Source organism: Bradyrhizobium sp. 62, assembly GCF_023073035.1.
Classification (GTDB): domain Bacteria; phylum Pseudomonadota; class Alphaproteobacteria; order Rhizobiales; family Xanthobacteraceae; genus Bradyrhizobium.
The window spans coordinates 916339-931582 of the sequence record NZ_JADPIT010000015.1; the positions used below are offsets into that span (position 1 = coordinate 916339).

Genomic DNA, 15244 nt, shown 5'->3' on the forward strand with positions numbered 1-15244 from the left:
CGCAGATGCCGCACACGAGTTGCGCACGCCGATCGCAATCCTGAACACGCGGCTGGAGTCGCTTCCAGCGGGGCCGGACAAGACCCGGCTGCTGGAGGATTCCGCGCGGCTGGCGACACTTGCCGAGCAATTGCTGGACATTCAGCGGCTCGATCGCTGCGGTCATCCCTTCACGCGCGTCGACCTCGTCGCAATCGCGCAAAGCGCGGCCGCAGATCTCGCGCCGCTGGCCATTGCCGCCGGCTACGAGCTGGCGCTCGACGCCCCCTCCACGCCGGTCGAAACGATCGGCGATGCGGCGGCGCTGGAGCGCGCGCTGACCAACCTCGTGCAGAATGCGATCCAGCACGGCCCTCGCCGCGGCACCATCGGCATTCGTATCAGCAGGCCCGCGAGCATCGAGGTCACGGACGAAGGCGCCGGCATTCCGGCCGATCAGCGCGAACAAATATTCGAGCCGTTCTACCGGCTGACACCGCTCGATCGCGGTGCCGGTCTCGGCCTCAACATGGTGCGCGAGATCGTGCTCCTGCATGGTGGCCACATCTCGGTCGCGGACGCAGCGATCGGCGGCGCGTGCTTCAGGATTTCACTGCCGCCCGTCCGGGAGAATTGACGCAATCGGCATACAGCCCGCAATGCTGTCGCAATGCACTCAAGCGATTGTTCGGCCGCCTCACCTCTGACCTGCGAGGTGCAACCAAGATGCCGGAGTGCGCATGCCCAACGATTTCCTCTCGTTCTTCCTGTCATGGATGTCAGCCCCGCGCCGCGTCGGCGCGATCGCGCCGTCAGGCGCGGCGCTGGCCGATCTCATCACCCGCGAGATCACCGCATCGACCGGCCCTGTTCTCGAACTCGGCCCCGGCACCGGCGCGTTCACCTACAAGCTGCTCAAACGCGGCGTGCGCCAGCAGGACCTCACGCTGATCGAATACGGCTCCGACTTCATGAAGGTGCTCCAGATGCGTTTTCCCAACGCGCGCGTCTTGTGGATGGATGCGGGGCGGCTGGCAACGGAGCGCCTCTATGACGGCGCACCCGTCGGCGCCGTCGTGAGCGGTCTGCCCCTGCTCAACATGTCGACGCGCAAGGTCGTCTCGATCGTCGGTGGCGCGTTCAGTCATGTCCGACCCGGCGGCGCCTTCTACCAGTTCACCTACGGCATGAGTTGCCCGATCGCGCGGCCCGTGCTCGATCGGCTGGGCTTGCGCGCAAAGCTGGTGGATCGTGCCCTGCTCAACGTGCCGCCGGCCGCCGTCTACAAGCTGACGCGACGGCCGCAGATGAAGCTCGTCACGGGATCGCTTGCGCCTGCTACGTCAACGCCGGTCTCGCCGGAGCCGATGCATCTCGCACGTGACTGCACCGCCACGCCCTGAGCCGATTACACCAGGCGGCTCTGCACCATCGCCGCGCGAATGAACGACGCGAACAGCGGATGCGGCTCGAAGGGGCGCGACTTCAGTTCGGGATGGAACTGGACGCCGATGAACCAGGGGTGATCCTCGTACTCGACGATCTCCGGCAGCACGCCGTCGGGCGACAGGCCCGAGAATTTCAGCCCGTGCTGCTCGAGGCGATCCTTGTAGGCGGTGTTGACCTCGTAGCGATGGCGGTGGCGCTCGGAAATCTCGGTCGCGCCGCCATAAACCTCCGAGACGCGGCTGCCGCGATTGAGCGCTGCGGGATAGGCACCCAGGCGCATCGTGCCGCCGAGATCGCCGGCGTTGGTGCGCTTCTCGAGCTCGTTGCCGCGCAGCCATTCCGTCATCAAGCCCACCAGGGGCTCCTTGGTCGGGCCGAACTCGGTGGAGTTGGCCTCCTCGATCCCGACGAGATTCCGAGCAGCCTCGATCACCGCCATCTGCATGCCGAAGCAGATGCCGAAATACGGCACGTCGCGCTCGCGCGCGAACTGCGCCGCGCGGATCTTGCCCTCGGCGCCGCGCTGGCCGAAGCCACCGGGCACCAGAATGCCGTTGACGTGCTCGAGGAATGGCGCGGGATCTTCCTTCTCGAAGATCTCGCTTTCGATCCAGTCGAGATTGACCTTCACCTTGTTGGCGATGCCGCCATGCGAGAGCGCCTCGATCAGCGACTTATACGCATCCTTCATGCCGGTATATTTGCCGACGATGGCGATAGTAACGTTGCCCTCGGGATTGCGGATGCGCTCGTTGATCTGCTGCCAGCTCCGCAGCTCCGGCGGAATCCGCGAGCCGATGCCGAAGGCGGCGAGCACCTCGTCGTCGAGACCTGCGGCGTGGTAAGCCTGAGGGACAGCGTAGATGCTGTCGGCGTCGCGCGCCTCGATGACGGCGCTCTCGCGTACGTTACAGAACAGCCCGAGCTTGCGCCGTTCCTCCTTGGGGATTTCGCGATCGGTACGGCAGAGCAGGATGTCCGGCTGGATGCCGATCGAGCGCAGCTCCTTGACGGAGTGCTGCGTCGGCTTTGTCTTCAGCTCACCGGCGCTCGGGATGTACGGCAGCAGCGTCAGATGAATGTAGATGGCGTGATCGCGCGGCAGCTCGTTCTTGAGCTGGCGGATCGCCTCGAAGAACGGCAGGCCTTCGATGTCGCCGACAGTGCCGCCGATCTCGACCAGCACGAAGTCGTAATCGTCGTTGCCGTCGAGGACGAAATCCTTGATGGCATTGGTGACATGCGGAACCACCTGGATGGTGGCGCCGAGATAATCGCCGCGCCGCTCCTTGGAGATGATGTCCTGGTAGATGCGCCCGGTCGTGATGTTGTCGGCCTTGGTCGCCGGCCGCCCCGTGAAGCGCTCATAGTGACCGAGATCGAGGTCGGTCTCCGCGCCGTCATCGGTCACGAATACTTCGCCGTGCTGATACGGCGACATCGTTCCGGGATCGAGGTTGAGATAGGGGTCGAGCTTGCGGAGGCGGACCTTGTAGCCCCGGGCTTGCAACAGGGCACCGAGTGCCGCTGAAGCCAGACCCTTGCCGAGCGAAGAAACCACGCCGCCGGTGATGAATATGTACCGCGCCATGGGGCTTAACCTCTAATCCCTCGAATTCGATTCGCCAAAGCGATTCGTATTCCGCCCCAAACATTTTGCGGGGCTGTGGGTGAGCCAGAACTAAGAGTGGTGACAGAGCCTTGATGGGGATTGTTGATGCAGGACGGTAGAAGCCGCCCTGCATGGCCCCCCTGCTTTATTGCGAACGAGGTACCTGCGGGCCGCTCGGTGCCGGAGCCTGCTGCTGCTCGTCGGCCTTCTTCAGCGAATCCAGGATGCCGCCCGAGGTCGGTGGCGCGATCGGTCCGCCACCGGCCGGCTGCGTCTGCGACGCCGGTGCGCCGATGATCGACGACGGCTTGCGGTCGTAGCCGGCATACCAGGACAGGAACAGGCTGGTGAGGAAGAAGCCGACGGCCAGGATCGCGGTGGTCCGCGTCAGAAGGTTCGCCGTGCCACGGCTCGACATGAAACCTGCGCCACCTCCCATGCCCAGGCCGCCGCCTTCCGACTTCTGGAGCAGGACGGCGCCGATCATGACGGTGACGATCATGAGGTGAATGACGATGACAACGGTCTGCATAGTGTCCTTCCGTCACAAGCCGACAGCGCCGAGACGGCGGCCAATCGTGCTTCGCGGGGTTTTCCTGAAGTTGCGCGGTGTTACACGATCAGACGGGTCATTGCCACCCCCGATCGGCCGGGTCCTAAGGTTTGAAGTTAGCTAGGAACAGCCCTGCGCAATCGCAAGGAAATCGACCGCCTTCAGGCTGGCCCCGCCGACCAGCGCGCCATTGACGTTCTTCACGGCCATCAGCTCGGCCGCGTTCGAGGGCTTGACCGAGCCGCCATAGAGGATGCGCATCCCGGCGCCGTCGGCCTTGAACCTGGAGGTCAGAAATTCCCGGATAAAGCCATGAATCTGCTCGACATCCCCGGACGTCGGGGTCAGGCCGGTGCCGATTGCCCAGACCGGCTCATAGGCCACGACCAGATTTGCGGCAGTGGAGCCGTCCGGCAGCGAGCCCTTGAGCTGGCCGCGCAGGATATCCAGGGTATGGCCCGCATCGCGCTGCGCTTGCGTCTCGCCGATGCAGACAATCGCCGTCACCCCGGCGCGCCCGGCGGCCTCGGCCTTCTGCCGGATCAGAGCATCGCCCTCGCCATGGTCGGCGCGGCGCTCGGAATGACCGACGATGATCGCGGTCGCACCCGAATCCGCCAGCATTTCGGCGGCAATATCGCCGGTATGGGCGCCGGAGGCCTTTGGGTGGCAATCCTGGGCCCCCACCGCGACCTTCTTGCCGCGCGCCTTCTCGGCAAAGGCTGCGATCAGTGTCGCTGGCGGGCAAACCAGCAAATCGGCTTTGCCGGCCACCTCTGCCGCACCATTGAGCATGGCGTCGAATTCGGCAGTCGAGGCCTTCAGGCCGTTCATTTTCCAGTTGCCGGCGATCAGGGGGCGGATGGCATCGGTCATGTCAAATTCCAGCAAAATTTGGTTTGTGCATGCGCTAGCAGAGGTCCCGTGGCAGTTCCAGTGACCAGGGGCTTTTAACCGCAGGCATCGAAAGCCTGTCGGGCCCGAGGTTGCGGGGGGAAAGCCACCACTTTATGATGATTGATCAATTTGGTGACGCGCTTTTGCGGAATCTGCATTAAGACGCGCTCCCGTTCCCCTCCTGCCAAACAAGTTGGACCAAATGCTTCGAGGAATGCGCAAGGCCTCATCAAACTGGCTCGGCAAGACCATTATGGCCGTTGTGATGGGCGTGCTGATCATCAGCTTCGGCGTTTGGGGCATTGCCGACATCTTCAAGGGCTTCGGGCAATCCACCGTGGCCAAGGTCGGCGGCACCGAGATTTCGTTGAACGAGTTCCGTCAGATTTACACCGATCGCCTCCAGCAGATCAGCCGCCAGTTCGGCCGGCCGCTGTCGCCTGAACAGGCGCGCGCCTTCGGTCTCGACCGTCAGGTGCTGCAGCAGACGATCGCGGAAGCCGCCCTCGACGAAGAGGCGCGCCGGCTCGGGCTCGGCCAGTCTGACGACCAGATCCGCCAGCTCATCATGAACGACCCGAACTTCAAGGGCGTCGGCGGCAACTTCGATTCGAACCGCTTTCAGTCCGTGATCCGCAACTTCGGCTATACCGAGCAGCGCTACGTTTCGGAGCAGCGCAAGGTCTCGTTGCGTCGGCAGATCACCGGCACGATCGGTGCTGGCCTCGAGCCGCCGAAGGCGATGCTCGACGTGCTGACGCGCTTCCAGAACGAGCAGCGCGCCATTGAATTCGTCAGACTCGACGCGGCCCAGGCCGGCACCGTCGACGCGCCATCGCCCGAGGCGCTCGCCGCCTATTTCGAGGATCACAAGGTCCAGTTCCGCGCGCCCGAATATCGCAAGATCGCGTTCGTCGTGGTCTCGCCGGAGGAGATCGGCAAGTGGAGCGAGGTGTCGGACGAGGATGCCAAGAAAGCGTTCGACCAGCGCAAGGACCGGCTCGGCACGCCGGAGAAGCGCCAGATCCAGCAGATCGTATTTCCCAACGCCGCCGACGCGCAGGCCGCACGCGAGCGGCTCACCAGCGGGACGTCGTTCGAGGACCTCGGCAAGGAGCGCGGACTGAGCGCGTCCGACGTCGATCTCGGGCTCGTGACCAAATCCTCGCTCGATCCCACAGTTGGAGACGCCGTCTTCGCGCTTCCCGCCGGTGAAATCAGCCAGCCGATCCAGGGCCGTCTCGGCACGTCGATCGTCAAGGTCGACAAGATCGAGCCGGGCGCTGAGGCGAATTATGCGAGCGTTGCCGCCGACATCAAGCGCGAGATCGCCACCGAGCGTGCGCGGGTCAAGGTCGCCGATCTCCGCGACAAGATGGAAGACGAGCGCGGCGGCGGTGCCAGCGTGATCGACGCGGCGCAGAAGCTCGGCCTCACCGCCGTGACCATCGACGCCGTCGACCGTTCCGGCCGCGCCCCGAGCGGCCAGCCGATCTCCGGCATTCCGCAGGGCCTCGACGTGGTGTCGCAGGCCTTCAACACCGATGTGGGCGTCGACAACGACTCGATCTCTTTCAAGGGCGGCTATGTCTGGTACGACGTGCTTGCCATCACGCCCTCGCGCGACCGCAATCTCGACGAGGTCCGCGACCAGGTCGAGGCGCGCTGGCGCCAGGACCAGATCGCGACCAAGCTGAAGGCCAAGGCGACCGAGATGGTGCAGAAGCTCGAATCCGGCGGCAAGCTCGCCGACGAAGCAGCCGCGATCGGCGCCAAGGTCGAGACCGCCACCGGCTTCAAGCGCGACGACTCGCCCACCAGCGTGCCCGCAACCGTGGTGTCGGCCGCCTTCCGTGTCGCCAAGGACGGCGTCGGGCAGACGGCAGTGACCGGCGGCACCGAGGTGATCGTGTTCCGCGTCACCGAGATCGTCGATCCCACGGTCGATGCCGCTTCCGAGACGGTCAAGAAGCTGAAGGACAGTCTCGACCGCGCGCAGACCGAGGAGCAGGTCGCTTCCTACGTCAACAAGCTCGAAACCGACATCGGGACCACCATTAATCAGGCCGCCTTCGCGCAGGTGACCGGCGCGAACCAGTGAGTTGAAAGCACGCGATGGACGACCTGAAATCGATCATTGGAAAAGTGGCGACCGGCGCCAGCCTGTCGCGTGACGAAGCGGCTTCCGCCTTCGACGCCGTGATGTCTGGCGAGGCTACGCCCTCGCAAATGGGCGGTCTGCTGATGGCGCTGCGGGTGCGCGGCGAGACTGTGGACGAGATCACCGGCGCGGTCGCGGCAATGCGCTCCAAGATGCTCACGGTCGATGCGCCCGCGGACGCCGTCGACATTGTCGGCACCGGCGGCGACGGCTCCGGCTCGGTCAATGTCTCGACCTGCGCCTCCTTCATCGTTTCGGGCGCCGGTCTGCCGGTGGCTAAGCACGGCAACCGCGCACTGTCGTCGCGCTCCGGCGCCGCCGACGTGCTGGCTTCGCTCGGGGTGAAGATCGATCTGAGGCCGGAGCAGGTCGGCCGCTGCATACGCGAATGCGGCATCGGCTTCATGTTCGCCCCCGCCCATCATCCCGCCATGAAGAACGTCGGCCCGACCCGGGTGGAGCTTGCGACACGCACGATCTTCAACCTGCTCGGCCCCTTGTCCAATCCGGCGGGCGTGAAGCGGCAGATGGTCGGCGTGTTCTCCCGGCAATGGGTGCAGCCGCTGGCGCAAGTGCTCAAGAACCTCGGCTCTGAATCCGCCTGGGTCGTGCACGGTTCCGATGGCCTCGACGAAATCACCCTCACCGGCCCGACCTTCGTCTCCGCGCTCCACAACGGCGAGATCCGGAATTTCGAGGTGACGCCGGAGGACGCGGGCCTGCCGCGCTGCGAGGCCGGTGCACTCAAAGGCGGCGATGCCGACGCCAACGCTATCGCCTTGCAGAGCGTGCTCGACGGCAAGCCGAGCCCCTACCGTGACGTCGCGCTGATCAACGCCGCTGCCGCATTGGTCGTGGCGGGGCGAGCCAGGGATCTCAAGGAAGGCGTCGTGATCGGCGCAAAATCACTCGACAGCGGCGCGGCGAGCGCGCGGCTGAAACATTTGATCGCGGTCTCGAACGGCTGAGCCTGACATGTCGGACATCTTGACCAAGATCGAAGCCTACAAGCGCGAGGAAATCGCGGCGGCCAAACGCGCGCAGCCGCTGTCGGCTGTGGAAGCGAAGGCCAAGGCGCAAGCAGCACCGCGCGGCTTCCTGCGCGCCATCAAGGCCAAGCACACCAATGGCGACTACGCGCTGATCGCGGAGGTCAAGAAGGCCTCGCCGTCGAAGGGCCTGATCCGCGCCGATTTCGATCCGCCGCTGCTTGCGAGGGCCTATGAGGCCGGGGGTGCTGCCTGCCTGTCGGTGCTGACGGACACGCCCTCGTTCCAGGGCCATCTCGACTTCATGGTGGCGGCACGCGCGGCAACGTCACTGCCGGTGCTGCGCAAGGATTTCATGTTCGACACTTACCAGGTGGCGGAGGCCCGCGCGCACGGCGCCGACTGCATCCTGATCATCATGGCGGCGCTCGATGATGCCACGGCAAAAGAGCTCGAGGACGCCGCCATCACCCATGGCATGGACGTGCTGATCGAGATCCACGACCGCGCCGAGCTTGATCGCGCACTGAAGCTGCGTTCGGCGATGATCGGCGTCAACAATCGCAATCTGCGCACCTTCGAAACCACGCTTGCGACCAGCGAAACATTGGCGCCGCTGATCCCCCGCGACCGGCTGATGGTCGGCGAGAGCGGCATCTTTACGCCCGCCGATCTCGCCCGGCTCGACCGCGTCGGCATGTCGACCTTCCTGGTCGGCGAGAGCCTGATGCGGCAAGCCGACGTAACCGCTGCGACCCGTACGCTGCTGGCGCGCGAGACGACGGCGCGTGCGACGGGCACGCGCTGACATGGCCCGTAAGCCGACCGCGACGAAACCAGCCAAGTCCGAGTCCAAGACCAAGTCCAAGACCGGCCCTGCCCTCACCCATATCGGCGCCTCCGGCGAGGCGCGGATGGTTGACGTGTCGGACAAGCCTGCCAGCGAGCGGCTCGCGGTCGCGGAAGGACGCGTGGTCATGACCAGGGCGACGCTTGACCTGATCGTGTCCGGCAACGCCAAGAAGGGCGACGTGCTCGGCACCGCCCGCATCGCCGGCATCATGGCTGCCAAGCGCACCGCGGAGCTGATTCCGCTCTGCCATCCCCTCGCGCTGTCGAAGGTGACGGTCGAGATCGAGCCCGACGCGAAGCTGCCGGGCTGCCTCGTCCGCGCTAGCGTGAAGGTCACGGGCCCGACCGGCGTCGAGATGGAAGCGCTCACCGCCGTCTCGGTCGCCTGTCTCACCATCTACGACATGATCAAGGCGGTGGAACGCGGCGTGCGCATCGAAGGCATCCACCTGGTCGAGAAGCTCGGCGGCAAGTCCGGCCATTACCGCGTCTGATTGCCGCTGCTACTTCAGCGACGCGCTGATCGACCCGAATTTTGAATTGAGCTTGCTGCCCAAGAAGCTTCCGGCAATTCCTGCAGGCCGCGCGTCCCGCATATTGATTGCTTTTGTGAGCGTCCGTTCACGGCGCATTAACCCAGCTTGCTAACTTCGCCTCCACTCCGTTCCCGTAAACCAACGGATGTTTCCGGGGCCAAGAATTGACCCTGACGTGCGCACGACAACGATCGATCATGATGACGGGATTCGGCAGTCGCCTTTTTGACCGGGCCTTCGTGCGCAGCGGACCGATCCGCTGGCTGGTGGTGGGCGGCACGCTGCTGATCGCTGCGATCGCCGTCGGCGCGACACTAATGGCGCAGAATTTCCGCGAACGTGCGCTGCGCAGCTCCGGCCGCGAGCTGGAAAACACCGTGCTGATGCTGGCCCATCATTTCGACCAGCAATTGCAGGATTTCGCGGTCATCCAGAAGGATTTTGTCGACTACGTCCGCGCGAGCGGCATTACCAGTGCGGCGGACTATCGCAAGCGCCTCGCCGGCCAGGACCTCCATCGGATGCTGCGTTCGAAGATCGAGGCACTGCCCTACATAGGCGGCCTCAATATCATCGATGCCGAAGGCAATTTGATCAATTCGTCGACGGCATGGCCGGCTCCGAACGTGAACGTTGCCGATCGCGCCTATTTCCAGACCTTCCGGTACGATCCCGACGCTCCCGACGTCTTGATCGAGCCACTTTACAGTCGCATCTCCGGCGCCTGGACCATCCTGATCGTGCGCAAGATCGTCGGACCGAACGGCGAATTCATGGGTGCGGTCGGACGCGGCATCGAGCCGGCAAATTTCGAAAAGTTCTTCGAGTCAGCCGTGCTCGGCGAAAGCACGACGATCTCGATGCTGCACCGGGACGGCACGATGCTCGCCCGTTATCCCCATTCCAATGAATTGATGGGACGGAATTTCAAGAACGGTCCGTTCGCGCATCAAAGGGTTTTCGGGCTCGACCATTTTACCGGCCGCTTCATGAGCCCCGTCGACGGCGAGGACCGGCTGATTTCCTCACACGCCCTGCCTCACTTCCCGATCCTGATGATGGCCACCACGACGCGCGCGACGGCCCTGACGGACTGGCGCGAGCAGATCGGCATCCTGATCTCGGTCGCGGCCTCTTCCGCGCTGGCCATCGCGGGCGTGTTGATCGCGATCGTTCGCAAGCTCCTGGAGCAGCATCGTCTTTCGCGGGAACGGCTGACGCTGGAAAAGCAGCGTCTCGACCGCGCCGTCAACAACATGACCCAGGGCCTGCTGCTGTTCGACGCCTCGCAGCAGCTCGTGATCTGCAATCAGCGCTACATCGAGATGTACGGGCTGTCGGCCGAAATCGTGAGACCCGGCTGCAGCTTCCACGACATCATTGCGCACCGCAAAGCCACCGGTTCGTTCACCGGCGATGTGGACCAATATGTCGCACGGGTTCTGCGCGACGTCCACGTGCGCAATTCCATGGTGGTCGAGACCTCCGACGGTCGCTCGATCCAGATCGTGAACGAACCGCTCACGGACGGCGGCTGGGTGGCGACGCATGAGGACATCACGGAGCGCCGGCGTATCGAGGAGCGCATTACCCATCTCGCTCATTACGACGCGCTGACCGACCTGCCCAACCGCACCATGTTCCACGAGCATCTGCGTCAGGAACTCGATCTCGTCGCCGGGGGCGAACAACTCGCGGTGCACTACATCGATATCGACGAGTTCAAGGGCGTCAACGACGCGCTCGGGCACCTCGTCGGCGACGAGCTCCTGAAGTCGGTCGCGCAGAGCCTCCACCGCTGTGCGGGGCCGGCGGACTTCGTGGCGCGCCTCGGCGGCGACGAATTTGCCATCGTCCAGAGCGCGGTGACATCGCTGGATCAGGTCAACGAACTCGTCGCGCGGGTGTTTGAGGCCATCCGCGCGCCGTTCGACTGCATGGGACATCATCTTGCCACCGACGCCAGCATCGGCATCGCGCTGGCGCCGCAACATGGAACGGCGCTGGACCAGATCCTGAAGAACGCGGATATGGCGATGTACGCCGCCAAAGCCGCAGGGCGCCGCACCTACCGCTTTTTCGAGCCGGAGATGGACGCCAAGATCCACGAGCGGCGGCAGCTCGAGATCGACCTGCGCCACGCCATCGCCCAAGGCGGGCGCGAAGGCGGCCTCGAGGTGTATTACCAGCCCTGCCTCAGCCTGAAGGACGACCGCATCACCGGCTGCGAGGCGCTGGTGCGCTGGCGCCATCCCGAGCGCGGCATGGTCTCGCCGGCCGAGTTCATTCCGATCGCCGAGGACACCGGCCTGATCAACGAGATCGGCGAATGGGTGCTGGCGACCGCCTGCCGGGACGCGGCGAACTGGCCTGACGACATCCGCCTCGCCGTCAACGTCTCGCCGGTGCAGTTCAAGAGCGGCACGCTGGCGCTGAAGATCATGGCGGCGCTTGCCGCCTCCAATTTGGCGGCGAGCCGGCTCGAGCTCGAAATCACCGAGGCGGTGCTGATCCGCGACGACGACACGGCGCTTGCGATCCTGCATCAACTCCGCGCCATCGGCGTCCGCATCGCGCTGGACGATTTCGGCACTGGCTACTCCTCGCTGAGCTATCTGCACCGCTTCCCGTTCGACAAGATCAAGATCGACCGCTGCTTCGTCAACGACATCGCCGGCCCCGACGGCTCCGCCAGCATCGTGCAGGCGGTCGTCAATCTCGCGGCCGCCCGCCGCATGACCACCACGGCCGAGGGCGTCGAGACCGAGGAGCAGCAGCGGCTGCTGCGCGCACTCGGCTGCTCCGAGATGCAGGGCTATCTATTCAGCGCCGCAAAGCCCGCCGACAAGGTGCTGGAGCTGTTCGCAGCTCATCGCAGCCGTCTCGCCCAGCGCGGCGGCAACGAAGGCCGCCGCCGCGAGGCAAGCTAGGGCCAAGATCCCGTCCAGCTTGACGGTGACATCGGACCAAAGTCTTTCAGCACTTGCAGCTGCGGCGTGCCGCTGCCGTAGGCGTTACCGTCATCCAACGCGTCCTTTGTCGAGAGGATCCCAGCTGGGAGATCTCGATTCACGAGACGCCACGGTCATGCCATTACCCTCCCCCTTTGCGGACGCTTTCCCGTTCAAGGCATTATTTCCGGCACGGCTTATCCGTGCCTGGATGTTGCTATCGCGCCGGGTTGCTCACCGCCGGGGTTTTCCTGGATTGCCGTGGCCTTCACCTGCACCGAAAGGCAGCAACCATGAAGATGATTGGCAACACGATTCTCATCACCGGCGCCACCAGCGGCATCGGCCGAGGCTTTCCACGACCGCGGCAACCGCGTCATCGTCACCGGGCGACGGAAGGCCCTGCTCGACCAGATCACGGCCGAACGTCCGGGCCTGATCGGCCTGACGCTTGACCTCGCCGATCCCTTGAGCCTGCCGCGCCTCTCGGCCGAAATCCGCGCAAGCTTTCCCGAGCTCAACGTGCTGATCGCCAATGCCGGCATCTCGCGCGCGGAGGATATCACGGCAGACGGCTGGGACGCCGCGGACGCGGAAGCCATCGTCGCCACCAACATTCTGGGCGTGCTGCGCGTCACTGCAGCGGTCCTGCCGCTCCTGAAAGGGCAGCCGAACGCGACGCTCATTGCGACCAGCTCGAACCTCGCTTTCGTGCCCCGCGCCGACTTCCCATCCTACTGTGCCAGCAAGGCGTTCCTGCACTCCTGGCTTCAGTCGCTGCGGCATCAGCTTCGCAATATCCCCGTCGAAGTACTGGAGCTCGCACCGCCCTATGTGCAGACCGAGCTCACCGGCGTGCAGCAGGCGCGCGATACGCGCGCGATGCCGCTTGCCGCCTATATCGCTGAGGTCATGCAATTGCTGGGGTTGCGGGTTCATCCGGGCGGCGAGGTGCTGGTCGAGCGCGACCGCGCCCGCCGCTGGGCCGAGCGCGACGGCCTCTATGAGGCCACCTTCGCAGCCATGAACCCGACCTGACACAGCGTTCCGAAAAAAGTTCGCCCGGGAACGGCTATCCGCTCCCGGGCGATCAATACTTTACCGTCGCGAGCGCCTAGTTCGGCACCGCAGTCTTCGGCGCCGGCTTGGCGGCGACCGCGTTCGCGGTCTGGCCGTGCAGGAAGTCGTAGGCCGTATGCAGCGCCTTGTCGTCTTTCGCTTCCGGCGGGACATAGGACTGCGATCCGGTCTGCTCGGTGCCATCGGCCGCCTGGAGATGGCCGCGCATCTGGGACTCCGCCATGGTGTCCATCCGGCCCTTCAGCTCGGGCGGCACGTCCTGGAGAATCTCGATGTCGGGCGCGATGCCCTGGGCCTGGATCGAGCGGCCCGACGGCGTGTAGTAGCGCGCCGTGGTCAGACGCAGCGCGCCGTTGCCGCTTCCGAGCGGAATGATGGTCTGCACCGAGCCCTTGCCGAACGAGCGCGTGCCGATGATGGTCGCGCGCTTGTGATCGTGCAATGCGCCGGCCACGATCTCGGAGGCCGAAGCCGAGCCGCCGTTGACGAGAACCACCAGCGGCTTGCCCTTGGTGAGGTCGCCGCCATGCGCGGTGAAGCGCTGGGTCTCCTCGGCATTGCGGCCGCGGGTCGAGACGACCTCGCCACGCTGCAGGAACGCGCTCGACACCGACACGGCCTGATCGAGCAGTCCGCCCGGATTGTTGCGCAGGTCCATCACGTAGCCGACCAGCTTCTCCGGCGGAACGTCCTTGGCGATCGATGCGATCGCCTTCTTCAGGCCGTCGGTGGTCTGCTCGTTGAACGAGGTGACGCGGATATAGCCGATGTCGCCGTTCTCGACGTGGAAGCGCACGGGGCGCACATGGATGATCTCGCGCTTGATCGCGACGTCGAGCGGGGCGTCGGCCCCCTTGCGCACGATCGTGAGCTTGGTCTGGGTCTCGACCGGCCCCTTCATCTTGTTGACGGCCTGCTCGAGCGTCATGCCCTGCACGGCATCGCCGTCGATCTTGCTGATGAGGTCGCCCGACATGATGCCGGCCTTGGAGGCCGGCGTGTCGTCGATCGGCGAGACGACCTTGACCAGCCCCTCCTCCATCGTGACCTCGATGCCGAGCCCGCCGAACTCGCCGGAGGTGGTCTCCTGCATCTCGGTCCAGGCCTTGTCGTTCATGTAGCGCGAGTGCGGATCGAGCGAGGTCACCATGCCGGTGATCGCACCTTCGATCAGCTTGGCATTGTCAGGCTTCTCGACATAGCTCGCCTTCACCCGCTCGAACACTTCGCCGAACAGATTGAGCTTGGAATAGGCGTCATCCGCGCTCGCTGCCGCCCGTGCCGCCCACACGCCGCCGTGCGGACTGGCTACCAAAAGGGTCAGACACGCTCCGGTGAGCGCGCCCAGTGGAAACAGCAGGGTTTTCCGCATGGATAGGCTGGCCTTTTTGCTTCGCGGTTCGGTGGGGCTGGAGAGCCGCCATGCAAATGGCGATCCAGCCTGCTTCTCACAATACCATTCTGGTTTCTTCAAGGCCGGGATGCCACGCCGGCGGGTACACCGTGAAAATCCCTTCGTCCGGACCTAAACTTTCGGCAACGTTGCAGGACCCGGTTCGTGCGCAGCGGGGGTCGGACGGCCGGCCCACGCCTCGCAGCCATGCCATTTTAGGATGGTTTTGGCGCCCCGGACGGGTTAGGCGATGAGGGAAGGCTTCAAATTCTCGGGAGGATAACAATGAACGAAGCACCCCGCATCCAACCGGACAGGAACGTCGAGCTCGGCGCCAGCACCGAGCCGTTCCAGAATCTGCATGAATTCATCCGGAAAGCGCGTTCCAACCTCAACCAGAATGCCTGGGATTATATCGTCGGCGCGGCCGAGACCGAGACTACGATGCGTCGCAACCGCATGGCGCTGGACGAGATCGCCTTCCGCCCGCGCGTGCTGCGCGATGTCCGCAAGGTCACCGGCTCGGTCGAACAGTTCGGCCGCAAGATGCGCCTGCCGGTGGTACTCGCCCCTGTCGGCGCGCTCGAGATCTTCGATCCGGATGGTGCGGCGAGCGTGGCACGCGCCTGCGGCACTTTCGGTGCGGCGCACATGCTCAGTTCGGTGTCCGAGCCCGGCCTCGAGAAGACCGCCGAAGCTGCGCCCGACGCGCTGCGCCTCTACCAGCTCTATGTGCGCGGCGATGACGCCTTCGTCGCCGACGTCGTCAGCCGGGCTGAGAAGAACGCCTAT

13 protein-coding genes are annotated in these 15244 nt (G+C 64.8%); 9 read left to right on the plus strand and 4 right to left on the minus strand.

The genetic code is table 11. The features are described from left to right. Both IVB47_RS14895 and IVB47_RS14900 read left to right on the plus strand, forming a co-directional pair. Positions 1 to 616 (plus strand): HAMP domain-containing sensor histidine kinase (locus tag IVB47_RS14895; protein WP_247462360.1); only part of this gene is annotated, 616 nt, incomplete at its 5' end. Between the two features lie 103 nt (positions 617 to 719). Continuing rightward, positions 720 to 1382: an rRNA adenine N-6-methyltransferase family protein gene (locus tag IVB47_RS14900; RefSeq protein ID WP_247356357.1), complete on the plus strand. Its 663-nt coding sequence runs from the start codon at positions 720 to 722 to the stop codon at positions 1380 to 1382. 5 nt (positions 1383 to 1387) lie between these two features. Here IVB47_RS14900 and IVB47_RS14905 read toward each other — a convergent pair whose 3' ends face one another. From IVB47_RS14905 to tpiA, 3 genes are all read right to left on the minus strand, one after another. Next, positions 1388 to 3019 (minus strand): CTP synthase, encoded by a 1632-nt coding sequence (locus IVB47_RS14905; RefSeq protein WP_007590604.1) that lies wholly within the window; start codon positions 3017 to 3019, stop codon positions 1388 to 1390. 166 nt (positions 3020 to 3185) lie between these two features. Then, a complete protein-coding gene (gene secG, locus IVB47_RS14910) occupies positions 3186 to 3572 on the minus strand; it encodes a preprotein translocase subunit SecG (protein WP_007590603.1) in 387 nt (128 codons plus the stop codon). 141 nt (positions 3573 to 3713) lie between these two features. Continuing rightward, positions 3714 to 4469, minus strand: coding sequence for a triose-phosphate isomerase (gene tpiA, locus IVB47_RS14915; protein ID WP_247435464.1), 756 nt, complete (start codon positions 4467 to 4469; stop codon positions 3714 to 3716). A 223-nt stretch (positions 4470 to 4692) separates the two neighbouring features. Here tpiA and IVB47_RS14920 point away from each other — a divergent pair, with 223 nt between their 5' ends. The 6 genes from IVB47_RS14920 to IVB47_RS14945 all read left to right on the plus strand — a co-directional run bounded on the left by IVB47_RS14920 (position 4693) and on the right by IVB47_RS14945 (position 13017). Further along, entirely contained in the window at positions 4693 to 6591 is a 1899-nt protein-coding gene (locus IVB47_RS14920; RefSeq protein ID WP_247462362.1) for a SurA N-terminal domain-containing protein, read from the plus strand. 14 nt (positions 6592 to 6605) lie between these two features. Then, on the plus strand, positions 6606 to 7619 hold the full coding sequence (gene trpD / locus IVB47_RS14925) for an anthranilate phosphoribosyltransferase (RefSeq protein WP_027567119.1): 1014 nt from the start codon (positions 6606 to 6608) through the stop codon (positions 7617 to 7619). Positions 7620 to 7626: 7 nt separating this feature from the next. Continuing rightward, complete coding sequence (gene trpC, locus IVB47_RS14930; protein ID WP_247462364.1) at positions 7627 to 8448, plus strand: indole-3-glycerol phosphate synthase TrpC; 822 nt, start codon at positions 7627 to 7629, stop codon at positions 8446 to 8448. 1 nt (position 8449) lies between these two features. Then, on the plus strand, positions 8450 to 8986 hold the full coding sequence (gene moaC, locus IVB47_RS14935; RefSeq protein ID WP_247462367.1) for a cyclic pyranopterin monophosphate synthase MoaC: 537 nt from the start codon (positions 8450 to 8452) through the stop codon (positions 8984 to 8986). 239 nt (positions 8987 to 9225) lie between these two features. Continuing rightward, entirely contained in the window at positions 9226 to 11958 is a 2733-nt protein-coding gene (locus tag IVB47_RS14940; protein ID WP_247462369.1) for an EAL domain-containing protein, read from the plus strand. Positions 11959 to 12282: 324 nt separating this feature from the next. Continuing rightward, positions 12283 to 13017, plus strand: coding sequence for an SDR family NAD(P)-dependent oxidoreductase (locus IVB47_RS14945; protein WP_247462371.1), 735 nt, complete (start codon positions 12283 to 12285; stop codon positions 13015 to 13017). Positions 13018 to 13093: 76 nt separating this feature from the next. On the opposite strand, the gene IVB47_RS14950 is transcribed toward IVB47_RS14945, so the two are convergent. Further along, on the minus strand, positions 13094 to 14431 hold the full coding sequence (locus IVB47_RS14950; protein ID WP_247462373.1) for a S41 family peptidase: 1338 nt from the start codon (positions 14429 to 14431) through the stop codon (positions 13094 to 13096). 306 nt (positions 14432 to 14737) lie between these two features. On the opposite strand from IVB47_RS14950, the gene IVB47_RS14955 reads away from it, so the two are divergent. After that, positions 14738 to 15244 (plus strand): alpha-hydroxy-acid oxidizing protein (locus IVB47_RS14955; RefSeq protein ID WP_247462375.1); only part of this gene is annotated, 507 nt, incomplete at its 3' end.